Source organism: Arthrobacter sp. NPDC093139, from assembly GCF_044754165.1.
Lineage (GTDB): Bacteria > Actinomycetota > Actinomycetes > Actinomycetales > Micrococcaceae > Arthrobacter.
In genome coordinates, this window is sequence record NZ_JBIVOO010000002.1 from 291,533 (window position 1) to 316,938 (window position 25,406).

The 25,406-nt window shown below is 66.5% G+C and carries 26 protein-coding genes; 20 read left to right on the forward strand and 6 right to left on the reverse strand.

The window, feature by feature from the left end:
• Nucleotides 1-36 precede the first annotated feature (36 nt).
• Complete coding sequence (locus tag ACIP90_RS04465; protein ID WP_076799190.1) at nt 37-525, reverse strand: inorganic diphosphatase; 489 nt, start codon at nt 523-525, stop codon at nt 37-39.
• A 153-nt stretch (nt 526-678) separates the two neighbouring features.
• Between ACIP90_RS04465 and dacB the strand changes: the two genes are divergently transcribed.
• From dacB to hpt, 4 genes are all read left to right on the forward strand, one after another.
• Nucleotides 679-2,199 (forward strand): D-alanyl-D-alanine carboxypeptidase/D-alanyl-D-alanine-endopeptidase, encoded by a 1,521-nt coding sequence (gene dacB, locus ACIP90_RS04470; protein ID WP_400577312.1) that lies wholly within the window; start codon nt 679-681, stop codon nt 2,197-2,199.
• Between the two features lie 106 nt (nt 2,200-2,305).
• On the forward strand, nt 2,306-3,451 hold the full coding sequence (locus tag ACIP90_RS04475; RefSeq protein ID WP_400577314.1) for a zinc-dependent metalloprotease: 1,146 nt from the start codon (nt 2,306-2,308) through the stop codon (nt 3,449-3,451).
• A 158-nt stretch (nt 3,452-3,609) separates the two neighbouring features.
• A complete protein-coding gene (gene tilS, locus ACIP90_RS04480; RefSeq protein WP_400577316.1) occupies nt 3,610-4,659 on the forward strand; it encodes a tRNA lysidine(34) synthetase TilS in 1,050 nt (349 codons plus the stop codon).
• 43 nt (nt 4,660-4,702) lie between these two features.
• On the forward strand, nt 4,703-5,254 hold the full coding sequence (gene hpt / locus ACIP90_RS04485) for a hypoxanthine phosphoribosyltransferase (RefSeq protein ID WP_205655128.1): 552 nt from the start codon (nt 4,703-4,705) through the stop codon (nt 5,252-5,254).
• Nucleotides 5,255-5,438: 184 nt separating this feature from the next.
• On the opposite strand, the gene ACIP90_RS04490 is transcribed toward hpt, so the two are convergent.
• Genes ACIP90_RS04490 through ACIP90_RS04500 form a run of 3 tightly spaced genes read right to left on the reverse strand, consistent with a single transcriptional unit; the run spans nt 5,439 to nt 6,398 of the window.
• Nucleotides 5,439-5,684 (reverse strand): endonuclease domain-containing protein, encoded by a 246-nt coding sequence (locus ACIP90_RS04490; protein WP_400577318.1) that lies wholly within the window; start codon nt 5,682-5,684, stop codon nt 5,439-5,441.
• The gene (locus ACIP90_RS04495; protein ID WP_400577320.1) at nt 5,674-5,931 is read right to left on the reverse strand and encodes a hypothetical protein; all 258 of its coding nucleotides are present in this window, start codon (nt 5,929-5,931) and stop codon (nt 5,674-5,676) included. The genes ACIP90_RS04490 and ACIP90_RS04495 overlap by 11 nt, the downstream gene beginning before the upstream one ends.
• Nucleotides 5,919-6,398 carry a type IV toxin-antitoxin system AbiEi family antitoxin domain-containing protein gene (locus ACIP90_RS04500; RefSeq protein WP_400577321.1) on the reverse strand — a complete coding sequence of 160 codons (480 nt, stop codon included), beginning with the start codon at nt 6,396-6,398 and terminating at the stop codon, nt 5,919-5,921. Before ACIP90_RS04500 ends, ACIP90_RS04495 begins: the two co-directional genes overlap by 13 nt.
• Before the next feature lie 260 nt (nt 6,399-6,658).
• On the opposite strand from ACIP90_RS04500, the gene ftsH reads away from it, so the two are divergent.
• The 11 genes from ftsH to ACIP90_RS04555 all read left to right on the forward strand — a co-directional run bounded on the left by ftsH (nt 6,659) and on the right by ACIP90_RS04555 (nt 17,366).
• Nucleotides 6,659-8,725, forward strand: coding sequence for an ATP-dependent zinc metalloprotease FtsH (gene ftsH, locus ACIP90_RS04505; RefSeq protein WP_400577323.1), 2,067 nt, complete (start codon nt 6,659-6,661; stop codon nt 8,723-8,725).
• Between the two features lie 10 nt (nt 8,726-8,735).
• A complete protein-coding gene (gene folE / locus ACIP90_RS04510; protein WP_400577325.1) occupies nt 8,736-9,377 on the forward strand; it encodes a GTP cyclohydrolase I FolE in 642 nt (213 codons plus the stop codon).
• 10 nt (nt 9,378-9,387) lie between these two features.
• Nucleotides 9,388-10,308: a dihydropteroate synthase gene (gene folP, locus ACIP90_RS04515; protein ID WP_400577327.1), complete on the forward strand. Its 921-nt coding sequence runs from the start codon at nt 9,388-9,390 to the stop codon at nt 10,306-10,308.
• A gap of 51 nt (nt 10,309-10,359) precedes the next feature.
• The gene (folB, locus tag ACIP90_RS04520; RefSeq protein ID WP_400577329.1) at nt 10,360-10,719 is read left to right on the forward strand and encodes a dihydroneopterin aldolase; all 360 of its coding nucleotides are present in this window, start codon (nt 10,360-10,362) and stop codon (nt 10,717-10,719) included.
• Nucleotides 10,716-11,270, forward strand: coding sequence for a 2-amino-4-hydroxy-6-hydroxymethyldihydropteridine diphosphokinase (gene folK, locus ACIP90_RS04525; protein WP_400577330.1), 555 nt, complete (start codon nt 10,716-10,718; stop codon nt 11,268-11,270). Before folB ends, folK begins: the two co-directional genes overlap by 4 nt.
• Before the next feature lie 2 nt (nt 11,271-11,272).
• Nucleotides 11,273-11,800 (forward strand): DUF3180 domain-containing protein, encoded by a 528-nt coding sequence (locus ACIP90_RS04530; protein ID WP_400577332.1) that lies wholly within the window; start codon nt 11,273-11,275, stop codon nt 11,798-11,800.
• Nucleotides 11,781-12,293: a PH domain-containing protein gene (locus tag ACIP90_RS04535; RefSeq protein WP_400577334.1), complete on the forward strand. Its 513-nt coding sequence runs from the start codon at nt 11,781-11,783 to the stop codon at nt 12,291-12,293. The genes ACIP90_RS04530 and ACIP90_RS04535 overlap by 20 nt, the downstream gene beginning before the upstream one ends.
• Entirely contained in the window at nt 12,290-13,870 is a 1,581-nt protein-coding gene (locus ACIP90_RS04540) for a PH domain-containing protein (RefSeq protein ID WP_400577336.1), read from the forward strand. Before ACIP90_RS04535 ends, ACIP90_RS04540 begins: the two co-directional genes overlap by 4 nt.
• On the forward strand, nt 13,863-14,798 hold the full coding sequence (locus ACIP90_RS04545; protein ID WP_400577338.1) for a Rossmann-like and DUF2520 domain-containing protein: 936 nt from the start codon (nt 13,863-13,865) through the stop codon (nt 14,796-14,798). Before ACIP90_RS04540 ends, ACIP90_RS04545 begins: the two co-directional genes overlap by 8 nt.
• 1 nt (nt 14,799) lies before the next feature.
• Complete coding sequence (locus ACIP90_RS04550) at nt 14,800-15,729, forward strand: 4-phosphopantoate--beta-alanine ligase (RefSeq protein ID WP_400577340.1); 930 nt, start codon at nt 14,800-14,802, stop codon at nt 15,727-15,729.
• Nucleotides 15,730-15,818: 89 nt separating this feature from the next.
• Nucleotides 15,819-17,366 carry an MDR family MFS transporter gene (locus ACIP90_RS04555; protein ID WP_400577342.1) on the forward strand — a complete coding sequence of 516 codons (1,548 nt, stop codon included), beginning with the start codon at nt 15,819-15,821 and terminating at the stop codon, nt 17,364-17,366.
• 123 nt (nt 17,367-17,489) lie between these two features.
• Here ACIP90_RS04555 and ACIP90_RS04560 read toward each other — a convergent pair whose 3' ends face one another.
• Together ACIP90_RS04560 and ACIP90_RS04565 are read right to left on the reverse strand one after the other, a co-directional pair.
• Entirely contained in the window at nt 17,490-18,326 is an 837-nt protein-coding gene (locus ACIP90_RS04560) for an alpha/beta fold hydrolase (RefSeq protein ID WP_400577344.1), read from the reverse strand.
• A gap of 85 nt (nt 18,327-18,411) precedes the next feature.
• A complete protein-coding gene (locus ACIP90_RS04565) occupies nt 18,412-19,350 on the reverse strand; it encodes an alpha/beta fold hydrolase (protein ID WP_400577345.1) in 939 nt (312 codons plus the stop codon).
• A 78-nt stretch (nt 19,351-19,428) separates the two neighbouring features.
• On the opposite strand from ACIP90_RS04565, the gene lysS reads away from it, so the two are divergent.
• From lysS to ACIP90_RS04590, 5 genes are all read left to right on the forward strand, one after another.
• Nucleotides 19,429-20,967 carry a lysine--tRNA ligase gene (gene lysS, locus ACIP90_RS04570; protein WP_400577347.1) on the forward strand — a complete coding sequence of 513 codons (1,539 nt, stop codon included), beginning with the start codon at nt 19,429-19,431 and terminating at the stop codon, nt 20,965-20,967.
• A gap of 2 nt (nt 20,968-20,969) precedes the next feature.
• Nucleotides 20,970-21,257, forward strand: a complete 288-nt coding sequence (locus ACIP90_RS04575; protein ID WP_400577717.1) for a hypothetical protein — start codon at nt 20,970-20,972, stop codon at nt 21,255-21,257.
• A gap of 135 nt (nt 21,258-21,392) precedes the next feature.
• The gene (locus ACIP90_RS04580; RefSeq protein ID WP_400577348.1) at nt 21,393-21,719 is read left to right on the forward strand and encodes an Lsr2 family protein; all 327 of its coding nucleotides are present in this window, start codon (nt 21,393-21,395) and stop codon (nt 21,717-21,719) included.
• Nucleotides 21,720-22,216: 497 nt separating this feature from the next.
• A complete protein-coding gene (locus ACIP90_RS04585) occupies nt 22,217-24,709 on the forward strand; it encodes an ATP-dependent Clp protease ATP-binding subunit (protein WP_400577350.1) in 2,493 nt (830 codons plus the stop codon).
• Between the two features lie 122 nt (nt 24,710-24,831).
• Nucleotides 24,832-25,341, forward strand: a complete 510-nt coding sequence (locus ACIP90_RS04590) for an amino-acid N-acetyltransferase (protein WP_400577352.1) — start codon at nt 24,832-24,834, stop codon at nt 25,339-25,341.
• The last annotated feature ends 65 nt before the right edge of the window (nt 25,342-25,406 follow it).

A 25,406-nucleotide genomic window follows, 5' to 3' on the forward strand; every position in this document is an offset into this window, starting at 1 on the left:
GGGAACCCGGGCGGCGTGGGCCCTTGCCCGGGCGCGTCAGTGTGCCGCGGGGACGTAACGCTTGATGGAAGCTTCGAGCTCAGCCTCGGCTGCTGCGCGGTCGGCCCAGCCCTCGGCCTTGACCCACTTGCCGGGCTCCAGGTCCTTGTAGCGGGTGAAGAAGTGCTCGATTTCCTTGATCAGGAACTCGTTGACATCGCTGACTTCCTGGATGTGGTCGAACCGGGGATCGGCCGGAACGCAGAGGACCTTGGCGTCCCCGCCGCCGTCATCAGTCATGTTGAAGACGCCGATGGGACGGGCTTCAACGATGACGCCCGGGAGCAGGTCGAAGTCCTGCAGGAGCACCAGTGCGTCCAGCGGATCGCCGTCTTCGCCGAGGGTGTTCTCGAAGAAACCGTAGTGCGTGGGGTACTGCATGGACGTGAAGAGGACGCGGTCCAGGCGGACTCGGCCGGTCTCGTGGTCGACTTCGTACTTGACGCGCGATCCCTTGGGGATCTCGATGGTCACGTCATGCTTCATGGAATGGCTCCTCGACAATTGCTGGGTGTTCGCGGCACACAGACGTTCAACAAAATAGGACAGTCATCGCCGCCGACTACTATTGAGGATATAGCGAGAGTCCCAGGTTTCAGGAACTAATGGGGTAATTTCAGAACTTTGAGGACCAACAGCATGAGGGGCACCACGGGCACGGCAACGGGCCGCGAAAGACTTATCGGGCAGTTCCGTGCACTGTTCCATGTGCTGGTGCGGGCTTGGCCCAGCCTGCTTCTCACTGTCCTTCTTGCCGCCCTGGCCCTTCCTGCCGGCATGCTGATTGCCTCAGGCCTGAGCGGTGCGGCCCAGTCCGCGCCGGGGCCGTCGCAGACCCCTGGATGGCAGCTCGAGCCGGAGTGGCTGTCAGTTCCCCAGGGCATCGGCCCGTTGAGCACTACGGCTCCCGTCCCGGTGCCTGCCGAGGTGGCCGCCAGGCTGGACCCGGTCCTCAGGACCGACGGGGGAGGCAGCTTTACGGGGGTCGTCCAGGACGCCGCCACCGGCAAGGTGCTGTTCGACCGGGACGGAATGGCCAACAGGGTCCCTGCCTCGAATATGAAGCTGCTGACGGCCGTCGCGGCGCTGCGGGCGATCGGGCCGGATTCGCGTTTCGCCACCAAAGCCATCGCGGGGCCCGCATCCGGGCCGGCAGGCGGCGCGTCACGGACCGTTGTGCTGGTGGGCGGCGGGGACGTCCTCCTCGGCGCCGGCGAGTCCGCCGAGGACAAGGTTCTGGGCCATGCCGGGCTTGCCACGCTTGCCAAACTGACCGCCGAGTCGCTGCGCAAGGAGGGCTTCGCCGGGCCGGTGCAGGTGCTCGTGGACGACTCCCTGTTCACGGGACCTTCCCTTAACCCGGCGTGGAACCCGGATGATGTCGCCGCCGGGGAGGCGGCGCCGCTCTTCCCGCTGGCGCTGAACTCGGCGCGCTTCGACCCCGCCGTCACCACCGGGCCCCGCCCGCAGGACGCCGCCATCCTTGCGGGGGAGACGTTCGCTTCCCAACTCAAAGCGGCAGGTGCCGCCGCGGGCCTCAAGGTGGGCGCCGGCGTCGGACGCCTGGAAGGGAAGCCGGCCGCGGACGCCGCGGTGCTGGGCCAGGTGGAGTCGGCAACTGTCAGCCAGCAGGTGGACCTCATGCTGCGGGACTCGGACAACTACCTCGCCGAAACTTTGGGGCGGATGGCCGCGGTGGCTGCCGGGGAGCCCGGAAGCAACGAGGGCGCTACGGCTGCCGTGATGCGGCAACTCACGGACCTCGGCATCCCCACGAGCGGCATGACGGTGGCGGATGTCTCCGGTTTGGCCCTCGCCAATCAGGTTTCCGCCCGCCAGTTTGCTGAAGTGGTGCGTGCCATCACCTCCGGGCCGGACACCCGGCTGCGTGCCGCCCTGGGAGGCTTCCCCGTGGCGGGCCTCACTGGGACGCTGGGTGACAGGTACGTCGACGATTCCAGCGCCGAGGGCGCGGGGCTGGTCCGCGCCAAAACCGGAACCCTGAATACCGTCATTGCGCTGAGCGGGTATGTGGTGGATGCAGACGGAAGGCTGCTGGTGTTCTCCTTCATCGGCAACGATCTGACACCGGGTGCGGCGGGCAACAAGCCCGCGCTGGACGCCTCGGCCACTGTGCTCGCGGCCTGCGGCTGCAGCTAGGCTTCGCTGCTGACGGTGAACAGCCGCTTTCAGGGGTGCCCGCTTGCTGTTCGCCGCTCGGCGAACTTAAGGCGCGGAGCCGAAAGCGTATGGTGTGATGGAGCGTATGGAGCCAACAGCAGGCAAGACACCGACCGAAGGCGAGACCTCAGCCCAGACCTCCGCCGACTCCCTGATTAACTGGGAGCTGGCCGCGTCCGCCGCCGCCCGGCTGACTCCGCCTGGCCCTTCCCTCAGCGCCCAAGAGATCGGCGAAGCCGTTGACCAGCTGCGCGGGGCTGCTGATGCGTCCGTTGCGCACGTGCACCACATCACCGGCCTGGATGCTGCCAGGGATCTCAGGGATTCCTCCGTCCTCGTCGTTGACCGGGCCTCCTGGGCCAAGGCAAACACCCAAAGCTTCGCCGTCATGCTCAAGCCCGCCATGGAGCGGATGCTGGAGAACCGCAAGGGCACCATTAGCCCCGGTGCCGCCAGCGTCAGCGGGGCCATCACCGGTAGCCAGCTCGGCGCGGTGCTGGCGTTCCTTTCCAGCAAGGTCCTGGGCCAGTACGATCCCTTCGCCGCGCTTGCCGAAGGCTCCACCGCGCCGTCGGGCGGCCGGCTGCTGCTCGTAGCGCCTAACATCATTTCCGTGGAGCGGGAGCTCAATGTGACGCCGGAGGATTTCCGGCTCTGGGTCTGCCTGCATGAACAGACGCACCGTGTGCAGTTTGCCGCGGCGCCCTGGCTGCGGCACCACATGCTCAACGAAATCGACAACCTCAGCAGCCATCTCCTCGGCAATGTCGACTCGCTGATGGAGCGGGCGTCCGCAGCAGCCCGGTCCCTGAGGGACCGTACGGTGTCCGGTGACACCACCCCCGGCAGGGGCGCGATCCTCGATCTCCTGCAGAAACCCGAGGAAAAGGCTGCGCTGTCCCACCTCACGGCCGTGATGAGCCTGCTGGAAGGGCACGCCAACGTGGTGATGGACGAGGTGGATGCCAGCATCGTCCCGTCCGTGAAGACGATCCGGCAGCGCTTCAACGAACGCGGGAAGGACCGCGGCGTCATCGAGAAGTTCATCCGCAACCTGCTGGGACTGGATGCCAAGATGCGCCAGTACAGCGACGGCGCCAAGTTCGTCCGTGCCGTGGTGGAAGTCGCCGGGATGGACGGCTTCAACCGCGTCTGGGACGCCGCCGGCAACCTCCCCACCGAAGCGGAAATCCACGACGCCAAAATCTGGCTCGACAGGATGGGGCTCTAATTTCCGTGCAGTGTGTTTCGGGCGTACCGGCCCCCGGCGGAGAGCCATCCAGAAGCGAGGCGCGCAGAAGCGGCGAGGCACTGCGAAGCGGCGAGCCACTGCGAAGCGGTCGACGGCGGCCCGGACGCCTGGCGCCGGTCGTCGGCACCGCGCGGAAAATGTTGCAGGACGCGCTGGCCAGGGCAGGCTATCCGGAGCGGGTGCTCGTGGCCTGCAGCGGCGGGCCTGATTCGCTGGCGCTGGCTGCCGTGGCTGCCTACTTCGCGCGCCGCGGCCATGTGGACGGCCACGCCGTGGCGGTGGGCGCCGTGGTGGTGGACCACCAGCTGCAGCCAGGCTCCGCGGACGTGGCGGCCCGTACTGCCGAAACGCTCAAGGAACTCGGCCTCAATCCGGTACTCGTGCGCGCGGTGGACGTTGCGGCGAGCGGATTCGGGCCGGAGGCGGCAGCCCGGGATGCGAGGCACGCGGCACTGGAAGCGGCGGCGGCGGAATGGGAGGCGGACGCGGTTCTTCTCGGGCACACGCTCGATGACCAGGCCGAGCAGGTTCTGCTGGGTCTGGCCCGCGGCTCCGGGACCAGATCCCTGGCCGGCATGAGGCCGGCACGGGGAAAACTACTGCGGCCCTTCCTCGGACTGAGGAGGGCAGACACGCTGGAAATCTGCCGGGCCGAGGAACTCGATCCGTGGCACGACCCCACCAATGACGACCCTTCCTTCGCACGCTCGCGGACCCGGGTGGAGGTCATGCCCCTGCTCGAGGAAAAACTCGGCCCCGGAGTCGCGGAGTCCCTTGCCCGGACCGCGGCCATCCTCCAACTCGACGCGGACTACCTGCAGGAGGTGGCGGACAGCGCTTTCGCTACGCTCGCGGAGCGTTCCGGGCGGGACATTAGTCTGCCCGAGGAAGCCCTGAACGGACTGCCCCCGGCCATCAGGTTCCGGGTGATCGCAAAGGCGGCGGCCGACGTCGGCGGTCAACAGCCGAGCTACCAGCGGCTGCTCGCTGCCGAGGCCCTGCTGCGGCGGAAGGGCTCGGCGGGCCCGGTGGAATTGCCCGGCGGAGTGAGCGTGTACCGCCTTTCGCTGGCGCAGCTGCTGGAAGAAGCCCCGAGCGGGCCGGCCACAGGAGGGGCTGGGGTTCCCCGAGGGGGCGCCCGCTGTGGGAAGCTAGTATTCCGGCCTCACAAACCGATCCGTTCATAGCCGCACCCGCATCCCGGCACCCGCATCTACACAGGAGCATTTGGTGGATTCATCCGACGTCCAGGCAGACCTCAAGCACGTTCTCTACACCAAAGAACAGATCCAACAGCGCATCACTGAACTCGCGGCGGAGATCGACAAGGACTATGAAGGCCGCGAACTCCTCATCGTCGGCGTACTGAAGGGCGCGGTCATGGTTATGGCCGACCTCGCGCGTGCCCTTCACAGCCACGTGTCCATGGACTGGATGGCCGTTTCCTCGTACGGCTCCGGCACACAGTCCTCCGGCGTGGTCCGCATCCTCAAGGACCTCGACACCGACCTCATGGGCAAGGACGTGCTCATCGTCGAGGACATCATCGATTCCGGTCTCACGCTCTCCTGGCTCAAGACCAACCTGGAGTCCCGCGGCACCGCCTCCGTCGAAGTCTGCACGGCATTCCGCAAGCCGACCGCCGCGAAAGTGGAGATCGACGTCAAGTACGTCGGCTACGACATCCCCAACGAGTTCGTGGTGGGCTACGGCCTGGACTACGCCGAAAAGTACCGCAACCTGGACTTCGTGGGCACCCTGGCGCCGCACGTCTACGAGTAACGTCTGCAGCCCGCCGGGGCTTTGCATTTCTGCACCGCTTTCGGTGGCTGCGCCGCCGTCGGGCCCCCTCAATGGGGATCCGGCGGCGGCGCGACTGCCTTAAGGCCGCCCAAAGAGGAGCAGAAATGCCGACGCGGGCAGGCCTCTGGGCGGTGCGAGACGGGTGGTGCGCGGCGGTGCGGCGTTAGCGGATTGTCCGCGGGGGAGTGGCGAGAGTCAGCCTGATCTGTTCCAGCATCTGCTCCGGCCGGTGCAGCACGTCCTCGTAAAGGTACCGCAGCACCCGGTAGCCCGCGGCCGCGCCAACATTGTTCCGCCGGATGTCCTTCTTGAACTGGGCCTTGTTGAAGTGGAAACCCACGCCGTCAATCTCAACAATCAGGCAACCGTTGACCAGGAAGTCCACATAACCAATGCCCTCAAGGAGCACCTGCGTCCGGACCTCGAATCCGTGCCGTCGAAATGAGGACACGGGCCACCGATTCCAGCAGTGAATCCGCTCCACGCTCCCCAAGATTGAGCACCCGCGCCCGGCCGTTCCGGGCACCTGGCAGTAGCCTGCGCAGGAAATCAGGGTCCGTCTCGCCGCGGTTGTAGGCACATTCGACCATGACCAGTGCTTCCAGTTCCGGCATGCACTGCAGCGCGTGGACCAGGACATCCTTCAAAGGAAGCACCGGAGGAAGCAGCGTGGAGACATTTCCGGTGAATCGGTGGGGCACGACGTTGGATGGCAGGCGCCGGTGGCTGGCCGCCAGGTGCGGGCGGTCCGGATCCCGCAGCTTCCAGAGCGATAGTGCCCCGCTGCCGACACGCAGGTGACGGCTGCATTGGCTTCGTATGCGCGCAGGTAGTCATCTTTGGTTCTGGGCGAGCGGTAGACCCCGTGCCGTGGCTTCAGCACCAACCCTGAATTCACGGCCTGGCCGATCTGGCTCCGGGTGAAGCCGGCTCTTCGGAGCTGCGCGAGCCTGGCCACTTCGCCCTGACGGGTGAGGAAATCCGAAGGCTGCATGGCGTCCAGCGTGCCCGGCCGCACGACCGACCGGAACATTGAAGCCAAGCTATGTGGAGAACCGTGGGCCGGGCCAAACATGCGTGGGGTGGCCCACGGCGGCAGCCCCGGTGCACATTTCTGCACCATTTTGGCCCACAGGCGAGCGGCTGGACCCAGTTATTCCGCGGGGGCAGGATCCGGCGCGGCGCTAAAGTGGTGCAAAAATGAGAGGCCAGGCCAGTTTCGCCGCCGCATGCGCCCGGAGACTACGCCCATAGGGAACTTTTGCCGCACACCGTGCGTGAATTAGTCCGGCGGTGTAATGCTAGAAGCTGAAGCAGCACCACACGCGCGCAGACCACGCGCCGTGCAGCACTACCAGGAGGGACGGGGCCAGCCCCGAACAGATGAAAGCTAAGAGTTTCTTCAAGGGCCCGGGCATCTGGATTATTGTTGTGGTCGGCATGCTCCTGCTGGCCTTTGCAACGTTGGCTCCGGGCGGTGCTACGCGGATCGACACCCAGCCGGGCCTCGAGCTGCTGGCCGAGAGCGGCAAGGTCGAACAGGCGAAGATCTTCGACGGCGAGAACCGCGTGGATCTGGTCCTGAAGGACAACCTGGTCATCGACGGGCAGGACAAGGGCAAAAACGTCCAGTTCTTCTTCGTCAACGACCGTGGGCCGGACGTGGTCAAAGCCGTCACCAATTCCAATCCCTCCAAGGGCTACACGGACCAGCCGGTAGAGAGCAACTGGCTCTCCGGGCTGTTCTCCCTGCTGATCCCCGTGCTGCTGCTCGGTGTCCTGTTCTGGTTCCTGCTCTCGCGCATGCAGGGCGGCGGTTCCAAGGTTATGCAGTTCGGCAAGTCCAAGGCCAAGATGGTCAACAAGGACATGCCGCAGGTGACCTTCGCGGACGTTGCCGGCGCCGATGAAGCTGTTGAAGAGCTGCAGGAAATCAAGGAATTCCTGGCCGAGCCGGGCAAGTTCCAGGCTGTGGGTGCCAAGATCCCCAAGGGTGTGCTGCTGTACGGTCCTCCGGGCACCGGCAAGACCCTGCTGGCCCGCGCCGTCGCAGGCGAGGCCGGTGTGCCGTTCTTCTCGATCTCGGGTTCGGACTTCGTTGAGATGTTCGTTGGTGTGGGCGCCTCCCGTGTCCGCGACCTCTTCGAACAGGCCAAGTCCAACTCGCCGGCCATCATATTCGTCGACGAGATCGACGCCGTCGGCCGCCACCGCGGTGCGGGAATCGGCGGAGGCAACGACGAACGCGAGCAGACCCTCAATCAGCTGCTCGTTGAAATGGACGGCTTCGACGTCAAGACCAACGTCATCCTGATCGCCGCCACCAACCGTCCCGACGTCCTGGATCCCGCGCTGCTTCGCCCCGGACGCTTTGACCGGCAGATTTCCGTCGAAGCCCCGGACCTCGTGGGCCGCGACCAGATCCTCCAGGTGCATGCCAAGGGCAAGCCGATCGCCCAGGGCGTGGACCTCAAGGCGGTGGCCAAAAAGACACCGGGCTACACCGGCGCAGACCTCGCCAACGTGCTGAACGAGGCCGCGCTGCTGACCGCCCGCTCCAACGCGAACCTGATCGATGACCGCGCCCTGGACGAGGCCATTGACCGTGTGATGGCCGGCCCGCAGAAGCGCAGCCGCGTCATGAAGGAACACGAGCGCAAGATCACGGCCTATCACGAAGGCGGCCACGCCCTGGTGGCGGCGGCGCTGCGCAACTCGGCGCCGGTCACCAAGATCACCATCCTGCCCCGCGGCCGCGCCCTGGGCTACACCATGGTGGTCCCGGAAAACGACAAGTACTCCGTCACCCGCAACGAGCTCCTCGACCAGATGGCGTACGCCATGGGCGGCCGCGTCGCCGAAGAGATCGTCTTCCACGATCCATCCACCGGCGCCTCGAACGACATCGAGAAGGCCACGGCCACGGCCCGCCAGATGGTTACGCAGTACGGCATGAGCGAACGTGTCGGCGCGGTGCGCCTGGGACAGGGCGGCGGTGAGCCGTTCCTCGGCCGCGACGCCAGCCACGAGCGCAACTACTCCGACCAGATTGCCTACATCGTCGATGAGGAGGTCCGCCGCCTGATCGACCAGGCGCACGACGAGGCCTACGCGATTCTTACCGAGAACCGCGAAGTCCTGGACCGTCTGGCCCTGGAACTGCTGGAGCGCGAAACCCTGAACCAGGCCGAGATCGCCGACGTCTTCCGCGACATCCGCAAGCGCGACTTCCGCGAAGTGTGGCTGTCCAAGGAGACCCGGCCGGTCCAGACCGCAGGCCCCGTGGAGTCGCGGCAGGAACGTGCCGAACGTGAGGCCCAGGAGGAAGCAAAGGAGGCACGGCTGGAGGAGCCGCTCGACGCCCTGCCGCCGCATCCGCAGGGTGTCCCCGAGGATGCCACCTTCCAGGGCGGAGTCACGGAAGCGGGCCCGGACGGCCATCGCGGCTAAGCTCTTTGCTGTGACTCACTTCGACGACGACGACTTTGCCGCCTCCGCCGACCACTCGGCGGCGGGCGGATCTGGCAAGCACCACCACAAGGTGGACAGGCCACGGATTGAAGCGGCCGTGCGGGAAATCCTGCTGGCCATCGGGGAGGACCCGGACCGCGGGGGCCTGCAGGACACGCCCAAACGTGTCGCCAAGGCCTACGCCGAGGTCTTTGCCGGCCTGCACCAGGACCCGGCAACCGTCCTGTCCACCACCTTCGACCTCGAACACGAGGAGCTGGTGCTGGTCAAGGACATTCCGTTCTACTCCACCTGCGAGCATCACTTGGTGCCGTTCCACGGCATGGCGCACGTGGGTTACATCCCGTCACATGACGGCAAGGTCACGGGGCTGAGCAAGCTGGCACGGCTGGTGGACATCTACGCCCGCCGGCCCCAGGTACAGGAACGGCTCACCACGGAGATCGTCGAGGCGCTGGTCACATATCTCAAGCCGCGCGGAGCCATCGTGGTGGTGGAATGCGAACACATGTGCATGTCCATGCGCGGCATCCGCAAGCCCGGGGCCAAAACCGTCACAAGCGCGGTCCGCGGGCAACTTCATGACCCGGCCACCCGTGCCGAAGCCATGAGCCTCATACTCGGAAGGTAAACAACAGACTATGGATTCCCTAGCTGCAGCACCTGGAACCGGACCCGCAACATCCCCGCTGCCCGTTCTGCGCAAACCGCGGCCGGCTGCCAAATTTGAAGACCTGCCCACCGGCCGCTCACTGGTCATGGCCATCCTGAATGTCACTCCGGATTCCTTCAGCGACGGCGGCAAGCACGCGACGGCGGACAGCGCCATCGCCGCCGGCCTCCGGATGTTTTACGCCGGAGCGGACATCATCGACGTCGGGGGCGAGTCCACCCGGCCGGGCGCAGAAGACGTCAGCCCCGAAGAGGAACAGCGCCGTGTGCTGCCCGTCGTCGCGGCGCTGGTCAAGGCCGGAGCCCTGGTCAGCATCGACACCACCCACGCCTCCACCGCGGAAGCTGCCCTTGAGGTGGGAGCCGCGATCATCAACGACGTCTCCGGCCTGACCCTCGAGCCGGGAATGGCCGAACTCGTGGCGCGGACCAAAGTGCCGTACGTCCTGACGCACCGCCGCGGCGACGCGAAGACCATGTCCTCCCTGACCGACTATCAGGACGTCGCGAATGACGTCGTCGCGGAGCTCAGGGGCGTACGGGACAAGCTCTACGCCGCAGGCGTGCAGCCGGAGCAGATCATCATCGATCCGGGCATCGGCTTCTCCAAGACGGACGAGCAGAACTGGGAGCTCCTGAGGAACCTCGACAGGCTCGAGGCGATGGGCCACAAGGTCCTCATCGGGGTCTCGCGCAAGCGCTTTCTCGGCACCCTGCTGACAGTGGCAGGCAAGGCCGCGCTCCCAGAGGAGCGTGACGCCGCCACCGCCGCGATCACCGCGATCACCGCGGCCCGTGGCGCCTGGGCTGTGCGGGTGCACGACGTCGGCCCCAGCCTGGACGCTGTCAAGGTGGCCGCCCGCCTGGGCGCACCGAATCCCGGCCACTGATCAGGAAGACTGGGCAGGAAGACTGAGCAGGAAAGGCTGAGCTGGAAAACGATGGACAGGATCTCACTGCGTGGTGTCACGGCCACCGGCTATCACGGCGTGTTCGACTTTGAGCGCCGCGAAGGACAGCCGTTTGTGGTTGACGCCGTGCTGCACCTGGACTTCGGCCAGGCTGCAGCATCGGATGACGTCAGGGATACCGCCCACTATGGGGAAGTGGCAGGGCGGATCAAAGAGTGGATCACCGGTGAGCCCCTGAACCTGATCGAAGCCCTGGCCGTGAGAATGGCGGAGGGCCTGCTCAAGGAATTCAACATTCAGGCCGTGGAAATCACGGTGCACAAGCCGCAGGCGCCCATCGAGGTTCCTTTCGGCGACGTCGCCGTGAGCGTCTACCGGGAGCGCACATGAACACGGCGCCCACCAGCGGCCGGTACACGCGGGCGGTCCTCGCCCTGGGCAGCAACCTGGGGGCGCGCAACGACACGCTGTCCGGGGCCGTGGCTGACCTCGTGGACCGGCCGGAGGTGCGGCTCCTCGCCGTCTCACCTGTCGTGCAGACCAAGGCAGTGGGCGGTCCGGAAGGCCAGCCTGATTTCCTCAACATGGTGATTTCCGTGGAAACCTCCCTGGAACCCCTCGACCTTTTGAGGCACTGCCAGTCCGTGGAAAACAAGCACCACCGGGTCCGGGAGGTGCGGTGGGGGCCGCGGACCCTTGACGTGGACATCATCGTCTACGGGGATCTGGAAAGCTCGGACCCCGAACTGACCCTGCCGCACCCGCGCGCGGCGGAACGGGCCTTCGTGCTCTACCCCTGGTCTCTCATCGAGCCAACGGCAATCCTGAACGGGGAACGGATCGGTGCCCTGGCAGCCCGGGCTGCCGACTTCGCCGACCTCACCCCGTTTGACGGCTTTGGCGACTTCAACGGAATTCCCACAGCGGGGGCGGTGGAATAGCAGTGAAGCCCATGAACCCGCTGCTGCTGGGGGCGGTCGGCCTGGCTCTGGCCATAGCCGGCTGGTCGGCAGCTGTCCTGAGCGGCCGGTATGGACTGGCCACGCCGGTGCTGCCGCCTACCGGGCTGGTGACCATGGGCGTGATCGTGGCCCTCACCCTGGTGCTGGGCATCCGCGTGCTCCGCTGGCGGAACGGCAAGAAGAAGAAGCTGCTCAACCCGATCCTGGCCGCCTGGACCCTGGTCCTCGCGCAGGCCTGTGCCTACACCGGGGCCATGCTGCTCGGCTGGCACGCGGGGATCTTCGTTGAGCTGCTGCAGATCTGGAGCCTGCGGAACGGCCAGCAGCTCACGTGGCTCGCGCTCGGTATGGCCGGCGGCGGGCTGGTCATGATCGTGGTGGGGATCGTCGTCGAACGCTTTTGCAGGATTCCGCCGGAAGACGGCGATGCCGAGGGTAACGGACTCCCGGGCCGGCCACGTCCTGGCAAGGCCAAGGGGGAAGGCGAATATGCCTACCGCGGCGATTGATCCGCCCGGGGTTTCCTGGCTGCGCGTTTCGCCCAAATATGTCACGGTCCGCCTGGTGGAATGGGCGGTGGGCAACCTGATCACGGTCGCCGTTCTGAGCCTGCCCCTTGCCTTCGTGCTGCTGGGCTGGTGGAGCTGGCCACCGCTGTGGTTCGCCATCGCGGTGCCGGCGTTCGTCCTTGTCCTCGCGCTGTGGCGCCTGGTCCTGATCCCGCGGCAGGTGCGCGCCATCGGCTACGCAGAGCGCGACGACGACCTGCTGATACGCGGCGGCATTTTCTTCCAGCGCGTCATGGTGGTCCCCTACGGCCGTATGCAGTACGTGGACATCAGCGTGGGCCCGATCGAACGGAGCCTGGGGCTGTGCACGCTGAAGCTCCACACGGCATCCGCCGGGACCAACGCCACGATCCCGGGCCTGCCCGCCGATGAGGGCGCGCGCCTGCGGGAACAGCTTTCGGCGCGCGGCGAAGCCAGGCTGGCCGGGCTGTGACCGCCGCCGGGCACCCTTCAGGAACGCCCGACGGCGAGTGGCTCCGGGTGCATCCGGCGTCACCTTTTGTGCGCGGCTGGGTGGCGCTTGCTGCCATCGGGTATTTCTTCGGGCGGGAGTCGTTCGAGCGGATGCTGCAGGGTGAGTCCCTGGTTGACGACCGGATAGCCGGCCGCACCCAGTGGCTCCTCGCCGGCGGTGCCATCATGCTGCTGCTGGCGGTTGCCGGGTTCATCCTGTCCTGGTACTTCACCCGATACCAGGTGGCCGAAGGCTATGTCCGGGTCAACACGGGCTTCCTGTTCAAGCAGCAGCGCCAGGCACGCCTGGACCGCGTCCAGGCGATCGACATCGTGCAGCCGCTCCTGGCGAGGATTTTCGGGCTTGCAGAACTGAAGTTCGAGGTGGCGGACGCGAGCGAATCCGCGGTGCGGCTGGCCTATCTCCGGCTGGATGACGCCCGTCAGCTGCGCGCCACCATCCTGGCACGCGCCTCGGGCGTGCAGCTGGAGCCAGGGCAGACCGAAGCAACCGCACCGGAGGCGCCGGAACACCAGGTGCTGCGCGTCCCGCCGTCGCGCCTTGTCGGATCCCTGCTGCTGAGCGAGCAAAGTGTCTTCATCATCCTCGGCGGCTTGGTGTCCGTCGTGCTGTCCGCGGTCACCGAAAACCGGGGATTCTTCCTCTACCTGATTCCTGCGGCGCTGGGCCTGTTCGCCGCCTACTGGGGATCGTTCCACAAGGGATACAACTTCACGGCGGCCATCTCCCCGGACGGCATCCGGCTGCGCTACGGCCTGCTGGACACCCAGGCGCAGACCCTGCCGCCGGGCCGGATCCAGGCGCTGAGGGTGGTGCAGCCGCCGCTGTGGCGAATCTTCGGCTGGTACCGGATGCAGGTTAATGTGGCCGGGTACGGTCTCGTCGGAAACAACGGCGAGGGGGGATCGCGGACCACGCTGCTGCCTGTCGGGGGCATCGGCGACGTGCTGAACATGCTGGCAATCGTCCTGCCGGACCCGGGAACCGCCGACCCCGTAGGGGTTTTCCGGGGCGGGCTGGACGGCCTGGATTCTGCCGGAGGTTTTGTCACCACGCCGCGCCGCGCCCGTTTCCTTGCCCCGCTGGGGTGGCGGCGGAACGGCTTCACCGCCACGGACACCGCCCTGCTGATGCGGTCTGGCCGCTGGTGGCGGCAGCTTGTGGTGGTGCCGCACCAGCGCACACAGTCGATGGCGTTGCACCAGGGGCCGGTGGCGCGCAGGTTCGGAGTCGCCGATCTTGTGCTGCACACCACCGCCGGCCCCGTGACACCGCGCGTGATCCAGGCCGGCGTGGACGAGGCACGGGAGCTCTTCGACCAGCAGGCCGCCCGCGCCCGGGCCGCGCGCCGGCGCCAGACCAGCGAGCAGTGGCTGGCACAGGTGGCCCCGCTGGCTGGACAGGTGCCGCTGGTTGGGCCTCCTCACCAGCCCCCTAAGCACGCAAGCTCGCCCAGGGAACCCGGCTGGCGTGGCCCCACCGAAACAGATCCGGCTCCCCACCAGCCCCAACAGGAAGGCCAGCAACGTGGCTAAGCCCGGACGCCTTGGCGTTGGAATCATTGGCGCCGGCAAGGTAGGCGCAGTGCTGGGAGCCGCGCTGCGCGCGGCCGAACACGCCGTCGTCGGGGTTTCCGCGGTGTCAGAAGCAAGCCGGGAACGGGCCGAGACGCTGCTCCCCGGCGTTCCCGTCCTGGAGGTGCAGGACATTGTGGAGCGCTCGGAGCTGGTTGTCCTGGCCGTGCCGGATGACGCCTTGGGCGGGCTCGTGGAGGGGCTGGCGAAGCTCGGCGCGTGGCAGCCCGGGCAGCTCGTCGCCCACACGTCAGGCCGCTTCGGCGTCGGCGTCCTGCATCCGGTCCGTGCGGCCGGTGCCGTGCCGTTGGCCCTGCACCCGGCCATGACGTTCACCGGCATGAGCCTTGACCTGACACGCCTCCTGGACTGCACGTTCGGCGTCACGGCGGACGCGGCCATGCTGCCCATCGCCCAGGCATTGGTGGTGGAGATGGGGGCGGAGCCGGTGGTGATTGCCGAGGCCGACCGGCTCATCTACCACGCCGCGCTGGCGCACGGCTCGAACCATCTGGTCACTCTGGTGGCACAGGCATCGCAGCTGCTCCGCGAGGTGGGCGTGGACACCCCGGAACGCATGCTCGGACCGTTGCTGAGGGCTACGCTGGAGAATGCACTCGCCTCCGGCGAGTCGGCGCTGACCGGGCCCGTGGCGCGGGGAGATACTGGGACCGTCGCGGCGCATGCGCGTGCGCTCGGCGAGCACGACGGCGGTGCCGGCGGCGACATCCTCGCGGCGTACCTGGCGATGGCGCAGGCAACGGCGCGGCGGGCTGAGAACAGGGGGCTGCTGAAGCCGGATCAGCTGGACGGTATCCGAGAAGCCCTCACGGCCACGGCTGACGACGAACCAGACGAAAACGGCCCCGGGGCCAAGGGAGGACACTGACATGGCAATCCGACTCGTTACGACGGCAGCTTCCCTGCGAGCCCAAAGTCGCCTGCTTCTGACCCAAAAGGAGGGCTCATCCCTGGGGCTCGTTCCCACCATGGGGGCCCTGCACGAGGGCCACGCGCGGCTGGCCCGCACCGCCGTCCAACAGAACGACGTGGTGGTGGCCTCCATCTTTGTGAACCCGCTCCAGTTCGGCGACGCGGCAGACCTCGACCGCTATCCCCGCACCCTGCAGGATGATCTGGCGCTGCTTGAGGCGCAGGGGGTCGATCTGGTTTTCGCCCCCTCGCTGGAGGAAATGTACCCGGACGGGCAGCCGACGGTCCGCATCGCATCCGGCCGCCTCGGGGAAAAGTGGGAGGGAGCGTCCCGACCGGGGCATTTCGACGGCGCCCTCACCGCGGTGGCGAAACTCCTGCACCTGGGGATGCCCGCCACCGGGCTGCCCGGGGCGAACGCCTTCGTCACCGGGTCCGGGGGAGGCCTGCCCGCCTACCGTGCCTACTTCGGGCAGAAGGACGCCCAGCAGTTGGCACTGGTCACGCAGATGGTCGCGGACCTGAACTTTCCGGTGGAGGTCGTAGGGGTTCCCACGGTCCGGTCATCGGACGGGCTGGCGCTGTCCAGCCGCAACCGCTTTCTGTCTGCCGAGGAGCGCGACGCTGCGCTGGTCCTGTCGCGGGCGCTGCGGCTCCTCGAGGAGCGGGCCACCGCCCGCAAGCCACTGGAGGTCGAGTCTGCCCGGGCCCTGATCGAGTCCCAGCCCCTGGTGGAGCTGGACTACTTTGACGTGGTGGATCCCCGGACCCTGGAACCGCTGGCCGAGAACTGCCGGGAGACCCCGTTCCGCGGTGAGGCGCTGGCCATTGTCGCGGCCAAGGTCGGTCCGGTGCGGCTCATCGACAACCTCCCGCTGAGTTCCTAGAGCGGGAATGTCCCGGGGCACTAGACTGTTGGAGTCTGCAGCGGCACTGCCCGCCGGCAATCCTTCCAAAACTCCCTGAGGGTCTCTCCATGTCTAATGAAGTCACGTCAAATACCCATGGCGAGCCCGGGCGCGAGCCTGCCGGCGCCGGAACAGCTACCCAGCAGGCGGATTCCCCAGGGCTGAAGCCAGCCCCCACGCCGGATGCCCACAAACTGCCGCCCGTCGCCGACAAAATGTCACGCGAGTCCGTAACGGTCATCGTCACGCTGCTCGTGGCCACCTTCGTGGTTATCCTCAACGAAACCATCATGAACGTTGCCCTGCAGCGGCTCATGGTGGACCTCCGGGTGGATGCCCCCACGGTGCAGTGGCTGTCCACGGGCTTCATGCTCACCATGGCCGTGGTGATTCCGACGACAGGCTTCATTCTGCAGCGGCTCTCTACCCGTGCCGTATTTTTGCTGGCCATGGGGCTGTTCTCCGGCGGAACCGCATTGGCGGCGCTGGCACCGGGCTTCGGAATCCTCCTGCTGGCCAGGGTCATCCAGGCAGGCGGAACCGCGATCATGCTGCCCCTGCTGATGACAACCATCCTCACCCTTGTTCCGCTGGCCCGCCGCGGCGCCGTCATGGGCAACGTCAGCATCGCCATCTCCGTGGCACCGGCCATGGGCCCCACGGTTTCCGGCCTGATCCTCCAGCACTTCTCGTGGCGCTTCATGTTCGTCTTCGTCCTGCCGATCGCGCTGGCAGCCTTGGCGATCGGTGCCCGCTACCTGACGAATGTAGGCGAGAGCGAAAAGTCCAGGCTCGACTTCCTGTCCGTGGTGCTGACCGTCCCCGCATTCGGCGGGCTCGTGTATGGTCTCAGCCAGATTGGCGGAGGCCACGGCGCCGGCGGCGGCCCCAGCACGGGTGCACTCGTTGCCCTGGCCCTCGGCGTCGCCGGACTCGTGGCGTTCGTGCTGCGCCAGCTGCGGCTGCAGAAGGGCCAGGCGCCGCTGCTGGACCTGAGAGCCTTCAACTTCCGGATGTTCACGGTGTCGGTGCTGCTGATGGTGGTGGCCATGATTGCCCTCTTTGGCGCCGTGATCCTGCTGCCGCTGTACCTGCAGGAGATCCGCGGCCTGAAATCCCTCGAAACCGGCCTCGCGCTGCTGCCCGGCGGACTTGCCATGGGCCTGCTCGGCCCGGTGATCGGCCGCCTGTTCGACAAGGTGGGTCCGCTTCCCCTCACCGTGACGGGTTCGTCCCTGATGGTTCTGGCGCTGTGGCAGTTCTCGATGCTCGACGCCGGTACAGCGGTGTGGTGGATCGTCACCCTGCACGTCGGGCTGAGTCTGGGGCTCGCGCTGCTGTTCACCCCCGCATTCACGACGGGACTGAACCCGCTTCCGCCACACCTGTACTCCCACGGTTCGGCCATCATGAGCACGCTGCAGCAGGTCGCAGGTGCTGCGGGCACGGCGCTGCTGGTGTCCATCTACGCAGTGGTCGCGGCAGGCTCGGGAGTCGTCGCGGGAATGAGCGCCGCATTCCTGACGGCGACAGTCATAGCCGTTGCCGCCATCGTCCTTTCCGCCATGATGCGAAAGACCGCAGGCGCTGAAGCAGCCCCCGCCCCAACCCACTAAGCACGAACTGGCAGGTAATGCCCTGTTTTTCCCTTTTTGAGGGCGTTATGTGCCTGTTCGCGCCGGGGGAAGTGCGCAACGGCGGGACTTGGTTTGGGGGGACTTGGTTTGGGGGGACCAGGCTCAGCCGGCGAAGAACTCGCTCAGCTCGGTGATGAGTTTTTCCGGGGCGCGGTTGACGCCGTCGTGGCCGGAGCCGGGGAGGATGGTGTAGCTCGAGCCGGACAGGACGTCGTGGATCTGGCCGCAGGCCACCCCGAAGTACGCCGGACTCTTCTCACCCACGATGATGAGCGTCTCCAGCGGCAGCTGAAGGAACGGCTCGGCAGGCATGTCGGCCGCAATGATCGCCTTGATCTCGCGGACCCCGGTGCGCATCATCTCGCGCTGCTGCTTGCCCATCGTGGTGCCCGCCGTGAGCTTGTTCGCCAAGGTCAGCATGGAGAGCGGCATCCGTGAGGAGAAGGGACCGCCGGCCTCAAGTCCCCGCTGCAGCACCGCGAGGGCCCGGTCGTCGTCTCCCGCCGCCGTCGCACGTTCGTATTCTGTGGTCCAGTCGGCCTTGACGCTGTGGTTCACGGACACCGCAGGGTCATAGACCGCGAGGCGTTCCACCGGGAGCGTCCGGGCGGCGTGAAGAGCCACGGCCCCGCCGAAGCTGTGGCCGAAGACGTCGGTGCTGGACGTGTGCTTCATGACGGCGTCGAGGTCGCGGATGTCCACGTCCAGGGTGTAATCGCCCGGCTGCTCCGAGGACGCCCCGCGGCCACGGCGGTTAAAGGTGTGGACCGGGCGGCCCAGTTCCGCACTGAGCCGCTGGGCGAAGCGGGTGTAGTCGGCGGCCGTGACCATGGAGGAGATGACGACCACGACGCCGGAGCCGGCCGAGGCGAGTTCCTCGCCCGTGCTGAACAGCTCAAGTTTGCCGCCGTCGGGTGTGCTGATGATCTCGCGCGTCATGCTCCGAGCCTATCGGAGGCGGCGGTCCTCTGACAGCTGGACCGTGTCCGGAGGTACTGCTGGATGCACGCTCACGGGCGGGTGCCTACCGGCTCCGGCGCCGCCTGCCCAAGGACTGGATGCTGCGGTCCGTGCCGTTCAGGAAGCGTGCCATTCGGACGGCCAGGCGCTTCCCGGGGCGGATGGGGCCTTCGTGCAGCTGCCCCGGCACCACGGCGAACTCGATGGCTGGAACGGCCGCGGCCAGCTGCCGGCCGGTATCGGCGAAATATCCCGGGCTCCAGCCGCCGGTGAGCATGAGCGTGGGGGTGGTCAGCTCCGTGAAGTCATTGATCTCCGCGTTGGCGTCGAGCACGGCGCGCATTTCGGCGACGGCGGTGGGCAGGAGCTGCCGCATCTCCGCACCGAGGTTGGTCCGGGCAGACAGGATGCTCAGCATCCGCAGCGCCCCCAATGGCAGGTAGGACACCGGTCCCGCGGTGGCGAGTCCCTGCACCAGATGCGCCCAGGCGTGGTTGAGCTGGCCCTCGGTGACGGCCTGCTCCAGCTCCGGACGCCACCGGTGGTCCAGGTTGCCGGAAAGGGACACCGCGGCGTCGTACGTCACGAGCCGCCGGATGGGCATGCTGCGGGCTGCCTGCAGCGCCACGAAGCCGCCGTAGCTGTGGGCCACCACATCCTCGGACCCGGTGGCCCGCATGACGGCGGCAAGGTCGCTAATCTCGGTGGCCGCCGAGTAGCCGTCCGGCTGCGGCGGGGATCCTGCCCGCCCGCGGCGGTTGTAGCAGTGCACCGGGCGGCTGAGCAGGAGGCTGAGCTTGCGGGCGAACGGCCGGTACAGTGCGTCTGTCACCAGGGTGCCGTGAATGACGACGACGCCGGGCGCCTCCGCCGCGGGCGGGCCGCCTTTGGCGGGAATGCCGTCGGCAGTGCCGCCGTCCACGGGGGTTGGCCGCGCGGGCCGGAAGGAGTGCAGCTCCAGCCGGCCGCCGCCGTCGGCCGTTTCAACTGTCCAGGTCTCCACAGCCAGAGTCTATGCCCCGCTTCATCGGGAAGGTTCTGTCCGGTCGAAACGCCGGAGGGCGAACTCCCGGTAAACTTGATGTTTGTGACTTCCCAAAACACCCCCGCCCCAAAGAATGCCCCAGAGCCGCTCGACGCCAGCGAGCAGATGCGCATCCGGATGGAAAAGCGCGCCAAGCTGATCGAGCGCGGTACCGAGGCGTATCCGGTGGGTGTAGAGCGGACGCATTCGCTGAGCGAAATCCGCGAAAAGTATGCACACCTGGAAGCCGACGACACCACCGGCGACGTCGTAGGCGTGACCGGCCGCGTGGTCTTCGTCCGGAACACCGGCAAGTTGTGCTTCGCCACGCTGCAGGAAGGCGGCGTCGACGGCAAGGGCACGCGGCTGCAGGCCATGCTCAGCCTGGCCAACGTCGGCGAAGAGGCGCTCGCGGACTGGAAGGCCCTCGTTGACCTCGGCGATCATGTGTTCATCAAGGGCGAGGTCATCTCGTCCCGCCGCGGAGAGCTTTCCGTGATGGCGGAGTCCTGGTCCATGGCGTCCAAGGCGCTGCGCCCGCTGCCGGTGCTGCACGCCGAGCTGAACGAGGAGACCCGGGTCCGCCAGCGCTATGTGGACCTGATGGTGCGCGATGAGGCCCGCGAGATGGTCTACACCCGTGCCGCGATCACCCGCTCGATCCGCGAGAGCCTCCACCGCCACAGCTACGTGGAGGTGGAGACCCCCATCCTGCAGCTCGTTCACGGCGGCGCCCTGGCCCGCCCGTTCGAGACGCACATGAATGCCTTCGACCAGAAGATGACCCTGCGCATCGCCACCGAGCTGTACCTCAAGCGCGCGGTGGTTGGCGGCATCGACCGCGTGTACGACATGGGCCGCGTTTTCCGCAACGAGGGCGTGGACTCCACCCACAGCCCCGAATTCACCACCCTCGAGTGCTACGAGGCCTGGGCGGACCAGTTCGTCATGGCCGACCGGATCAAGGAGATCATCCTGGATGCCGCCGACGCGGTGGGTGCGGGCCGGATCCTGCAGACCGAGGCCGGCGAGATCAACCTCGACGGCGACTGGGCCTGGGTGTCCGTATACCCCGGCCTGTCCGAGGCCGTGGGGCAGGAGATCACCCCGGAGACGCCGCTGGAGGAGCTGCGCGCCGTGGCGGAGAAGCACGAGGTCAAGGTGGACCCCAAGTGGGGCGCCGAGAAGCTCGCCGTGGAACTCTTCGGCGAGATCGTGGAGCCCACGCTGCTGAACCCCACATTTGTCTACGACTACCCGCCGTCGGCCCAGCCGCTGGCCCGCCCGCACCGTGAGGACGGCCGGCTGATCGAGGCCTGGGACCTCATCATCGGCGGCATGGAGCGCGGCACCGCATTCTCCGAACTTATCGACCCCGTCATCCAGCGCGAACGCCTCACCGAACAGTCCCGGCATGCAGCGGCAGGCGACGTTGAAGCGATGCAGCTGGACGAGGACTTCCTGCGTGCCCTTGAGTACGGTGCGCCTCCCATGGGCGGCATCGGCCTGGGCATCGACCGCCTCGTGATGCTCTTCACCGGCGCGGGTATCCGGGAGACCATCCTGTTCCCGCTGCTGAAGCCGGAGGGCCACTGACCGTGGAGTACGTAGCCGTACTTCTGCCTTCCCTGGTGGTGGGCCTGCTCTTCTGGTTCGCCATGAAGTCGATCTTCAACGCTGACAAGGCCGAGCGCCAGGCCGAGGCAGAGGCGCAGGCAGAAGCCGATGCGCGCTCTGCTGCCGGTACGCGCTCCGCCCAGGCTGCTGAGCAGGCCGTCAAGCAGGATAAACCGCGCCCAGGGGCCGTGTCGGATTCACAGCAGGGCAACCTGCAGGCATTTCCGCCGGCAGATACTTCGGGACCTTCGGCCGAATCGGACAAATAGCCGCAGCCATTTCTTCTCCGGCGTCCCCAAGGAACCAATGCGTGTTTTGACGCGTTGCCTTAATCGGGGAGATACTTTAGGTGGAAACATCCTGCTTATCTGATCACACGTCCCTTTCCAAAAGAGAGAATTTTGATGGCACAGAAAGTAAATATCGTCCTCGTGGACGATCTGGATGGGGGATCGGCGGACGAAACCGTCCGTTTTGGGCTCGATGGCGTCAGTTATGAAATTGACTTGTCGTCGGCCAATGCTTCAGAACTGCGCTCTGCACTGGAACGCTTTGTATCCGCCGGTCGCAAGACGTCCGGCGGCCGCCCCTCCCGTACCAGGGCAGGCGGCGGACGGAGCCAGGACTCTGCGCAGATACGCCAATGGGCCCGGGACCACGGCTACACGGTTAATAGCCGGGGTCGCATCCAGGCTGAAATCCAGGAAGCGTACCAAAAGGCAAATGCCTAGATTTCTGCGGCTCTGAGTATTAATGGGCGGCGCCCCCGGTGTAATCCGGGGGCGCCGCCCTTTAACCACGCAATCCATCCGCCGGGACCTTTATTGCGCTCGATGCCTTTGAGGCAGATTTTTTCCGGCCCAGGAAACTCCTAACCCCCACGAATCTCATTGTCCCCATGATTCTCCTGAGAAGCAGGAATCGGACCCCGGGGCCGAACTTTCCGGCGGAAGCATCAGGAAAGGGCCTATTGAGCCTGATCCCCGTAGGTCAGCAGCGATCAATTGTGTAATGGCCTGGAAAATCCTGTCCGCGGCAGGTGCGATTGATGGACTCCGGTGCCCGGCGCCGGGCCGAAACCGGGAGTTCCGGCCCGCCGGGAGCTGCTTCCAGCGGGTGGATTGTGGCTCTGCGCAACCGTCGCGGTTTCCCCTGTGGCGAACAAGCTCCCCAAGTCGTACCTCCCCCACGTAGCATCAAAGTACGTCGTAGCTAGGAGTGTGGCGAAATGTTTGAGCGATTTACGGACCGTGCCCGTCGCGTAGTTGTGCTTGCCCAAGAAGAGGCACGCATGCTGAACCACAATTACATTGGTACCGAACACATCCTTTTGGGTCTGATCCACGAGGGTGAGGGCGTTGCCGCCAAAGCTCTTGAGTCCTTGAGCATTTCGCTCGACGGCGTCCGCGAGCAGGTGCAGGAGATCATCGGCCAGGGCCAGCAGGCTCCCTCGGGCCATATCCCCTTCACCCCGCGTGCAAAGAAGGTGCTGGAGCTTTCGCTGCGTGAGGCCCTGCAGCTTGGCCACAACTACATCGGCACGGAGCACATCCTGCTGGGACTCATCCGCGAGGGTGAGGGCGTTGCGGCCCAGGTGCTCGTGAAGCTCGGCGCCGACCTCAACCGGGTCCGCCAGCAGGTCATCCAGCTGCTGTCGGGATACCAGGGCAAAGAGACCACCGGTGCCGGCGTCGGCCAGGGCCAGGCCGAGGGCACTCCCGCTGGCTCCGTCGTCCTGGACCAGTTCGGCCGGAACCTCACGCAGGCCGCCCGCGAGAACAAGCTGGACCCCGTCATCGGCCGCGAGCAGGAAATGGAACGCGTCATGCAGGTCCTTTCCCGCCGCACCAAGAACAACCCCGTGCTGATCGGCGAGCCCGGCGTCGGCAAGACGGCCGTCGTCGAAGGCCTTGCCCAGGCGATCGTCCGCGGCGACGTTCCCGAAACCATCAAGGATAAGCAGCTGTACACGCTGGACCTCGGGTCCCTCGTGGCCGGCTCCCGTTACCGCGGTGACTTCGAAGAGCGCCTGAAGAAGGTGCTCAAGGAGATCCGCACCCGCGGGGACATCATCCTCTTCATCGACGAGATCCACACCCTCGTGGGTGCCGGTGCCGCCGAAGGCGCCATCGATGCGGCCTCGATCCTGAAGCCCATGCTGGCCCGCGGCGAGCTGCAGACCATCGGCGCCACCACGCTGGATGAGTACCGCAAGCACATCGAGAAGGACGCCGCGCTGGAGCGCCGCTTCCAGCCGATCCAGGTCAAGGAGCCCTCCGTCGCCCACGCGATCGAGATCCTTAAGGGCCTGCGTGACCGCTACGAGGCGCACCACCGCGTCACCATCACCGACGGCGCCCTCGCCTCGGCAGCCAATCTCTCCGAACGCTACATTTCGGACCGCTTCCTGCCGGACAAGGCGATCGACCTCATCGACGAAGCCGGCGCCCGCCTCCGCATCCGCCGCATGACCGCTCCGCCGGAGCTCAAGGAGATGGACGAGCGGATCTCCGAGCTGAAGATGGAGAAGGAGTCCGCGATTGACGCGCAGGACTTCGAAGGTGCAGCCGCGCTGCGTGATAAGGAGCAGAAGCTCATCACTGAGCGCTCGGAGAAGGAACGCCACTGGAAGACCGGCGGGATGGATGACATCTCCGAAGTTGACGAGGATCTGATTGCCGAAGTCCTCGCGAACTCCACGGGCATCCCGGTATTCAAGCTGACCGAGGAAGAGTCCTCGCGCCTGCTGAAGATGGAGGACGAGCTGCACAAACGGGTTGTCGGACAGGACGAGGCCATCAGGGCACTGTCCCAGGCCATCCGCCGCACCCGTGCGGGGCTGAAGGACCCGAAGCGCCCCGGCGGTTCGTTCATCTTCGCCGGCCCCACCGGCGTCGGCAAGACCGAGCTCGCCAAGGCCCTGGCCGAATTCCTGTTCGGTGAAGAGGACGCCCTCATCACGCTGGACATGTCCGAGTACTCCGAGAAGCACACGGTATCGCGGCTCTTCGGTGCCCCTCCGGGCTATGTCGGCTACGAAGAAGGCGGGCAGCTGACCGAGAAGGTTCGCCGCCGTCCCTTCTCCGTGGTTCTGTTCGACGAAGTGGAGAAGGCCCACGCGGACCTCTTCAACTCGCTGCTGCAGATCCTGGAAGACGGACGCCTGACCGACTCCCAGGGCCGGGTGGTGGACTTCAAGAACACCGTCATCATCATGACGACGAACCTTGGTACCCGGGACATCTCCAAGAGTGTCGCCACGGGCTTCCAGTCCGGCACGGACACCCAGACCGGGTACAACCGGATGCGTGCCCGGGTCACGGAGGAGCTCAAGCAGCACTTCCGGCCCGAGTTCCTGAATCGTGTTGACGACGTCGTGGTGTTCCCGCAGCTGACGCAGGACGAGATCATCGAGATCGTGGACATGTTCGTGACGCGCCTGGAGAAGCGTCTCAAGGACAAGGACATGGGCATCGAGCTGACCAAGGAGGCCAAGGTTCTCCTGGCCACCCGTGGTTACGATCCCGCCATGGGTGCCCGGCCGCTGCGCCGCACTATTCAGCGCGAGATCGAGGACCAGCTCTCCGAGAAGATCCTGTTCGGCGAGCTGCACCCCGGCGACATCGTGGTGGTCGACGTGGACGGCGAAGGAGACGACGCCAAGTTCACGTTCGCCGGCAACGCCAAGCCGCGGATCCCGGAGATCGCTCCGACCGCCTAGGCCCCAGCCGCACTCCAGAAGCCCCGCCCGCGCCCGAAAGGGAGCAGGCGGGGCTTCGGCGTGTACGGGCACGGTGATGGTGCCTGCGGGGGCGTCCCATGCCTCCACCGTAAGATGGGGCTGTGACTGACTCCTTCACCATCCGCCCCGCCCGCACCAGTGATGTGGCCTCCATCAAGAGACTCGTGGCGCCCCTGGCCGAGCAGCGGATCCTGATGGCCAAGGAGACGGTGGCCTATTACGAAAGCCTCCAGGAATTCCGCATTGCAGAGTCGGACAGCGGCGAAGTCATCGGCTGCGGCGCCCTGCACGTCATGTGGGAAGACCTCGCGGAGGTCCGCACGCTCGCCGCCTCCGACGACTGGCGTGGCAGGGGAGTGGGCCACGCCCTGGTGGAAAGCCTCCTCGAGGAAGCCTCAGCCATCGGCGTCTCGCGCGTGTTCTGCCTGACGTTCGAGGTGGACTTCTTCAAGCGGCACGGCTTCGAGGTGATGGCCGATCAGTCGGCACTGGATCCGCAGGTCTACTCGGAACTGCTGCGTTCCCATGACGAAGGCGTGGCCGAGTTCCTGGACCTGGCCCGGGTCAAGCCGAACACGCTCGGCAACACGCGGATGATCAAGATCCTGTAGGCAGCGACTGTCCCGCAGCAATGCGGCGCTGGTTGCTGCAGGCCCGGGCTGCCCCCTTGGGGGCA

Excerpts from the sequence above, each read along its gene's own strand:
- dacB (WP_400577312.1), top strand. The coding sequence starts at position 679 with ATGAGGGGCACCACGGGCACGGCAACGGGCCGCGAAAGACTTATCGGG.
- tilS (WP_400577316.1), top strand. The coding sequence starts at position 3,610 with ATGTTGCAGGACGCGCTGGCCAGGGCAGGCTATCCGGAGCGGGTGCTC.
- ACIP90_RS04585 (WP_400577350.1), top strand. The coding sequence starts at position 22,217 with ATGTTTGAGCGATTTACGGACCGTGCCCGTCGCGTAGTTGTGCTTGCC.
- ACIP90_RS04580 (WP_400577348.1), top strand. The coding sequence starts at position 21,393 with ATGGCACAGAAAGTAAATATCGTCCTCGTGGACGATCTGGATGGGGGA.
- ACIP90_RS04560 (WP_400577344.1), bottom strand. The coding sequence starts at position 18,326 with ATGACGCGCGAGATCATCAGCACACCCGACGGCGGCAAACTTGAGCTG.
- ACIP90_RS04535 (WP_400577334.1), top strand. The coding sequence starts at position 11,781 with ATGCCTACCGCGGCGATTGATCCGCCCGGGGTTTCCTGGCTGCGCGTT.
- ACIP90_RS04475 (WP_400577314.1), top strand. The coding sequence starts at position 2,306 with ATGGAGCCAACAGCAGGCAAGACACCGACCGAAGGCGAGACCTCAGCC.
- ACIP90_RS04555 (WP_400577342.1), top strand. The coding sequence starts at position 15,819 with ATGTCTAATGAAGTCACGTCAAATACCCATGGCGAGCCCGGGCGCGAG.
- ACIP90_RS04550 (WP_400577340.1), top strand. The coding sequence starts at position 14,800 with ATGGCAATCCGACTCGTTACGACGGCAGCTTCCCTGCGAGCCCAAAGT.
- ACIP90_RS04465 (WP_076799190.1), bottom strand. The coding sequence starts at position 525 with ATGAAGCATGACGTGACCATCGAGATCCCCAAGGGATCGCGCGTCAAG.
- folB (WP_400577329.1), top strand. The coding sequence starts at position 10,360 with ATGGACAGGATCTCACTGCGTGGTGTCACGGCCACCGGCTATCACGGC.
- ACIP90_RS04500 (WP_400577321.1), bottom strand. The coding sequence starts at position 6,398 with ATGGTGCAGAAATGTGCACCGGGGCTGCCGCCGTGGGCCACCCCACGC.
- lysS (WP_400577347.1), top strand. The coding sequence starts at position 19,429 with ATGTTTGTGACTTCCCAAAACACCCCCGCCCCAAAGAATGCCCCAGAG.
- folK (WP_400577330.1), top strand. The coding sequence starts at position 10,716 with ATGAACACGGCGCCCACCAGCGGCCGGTACACGCGGGCGGTCCTCGCC.
- ftsH (WP_400577323.1), top strand. The coding sequence starts at position 6,659 with ATGAAAGCTAAGAGTTTCTTCAAGGGCCCGGGCATCTGGATTATTGTT.
- folP (WP_400577327.1), top strand. The coding sequence starts at position 9,388 with ATGGATTCCCTAGCTGCAGCACCTGGAACCGGACCCGCAACATCCCCG.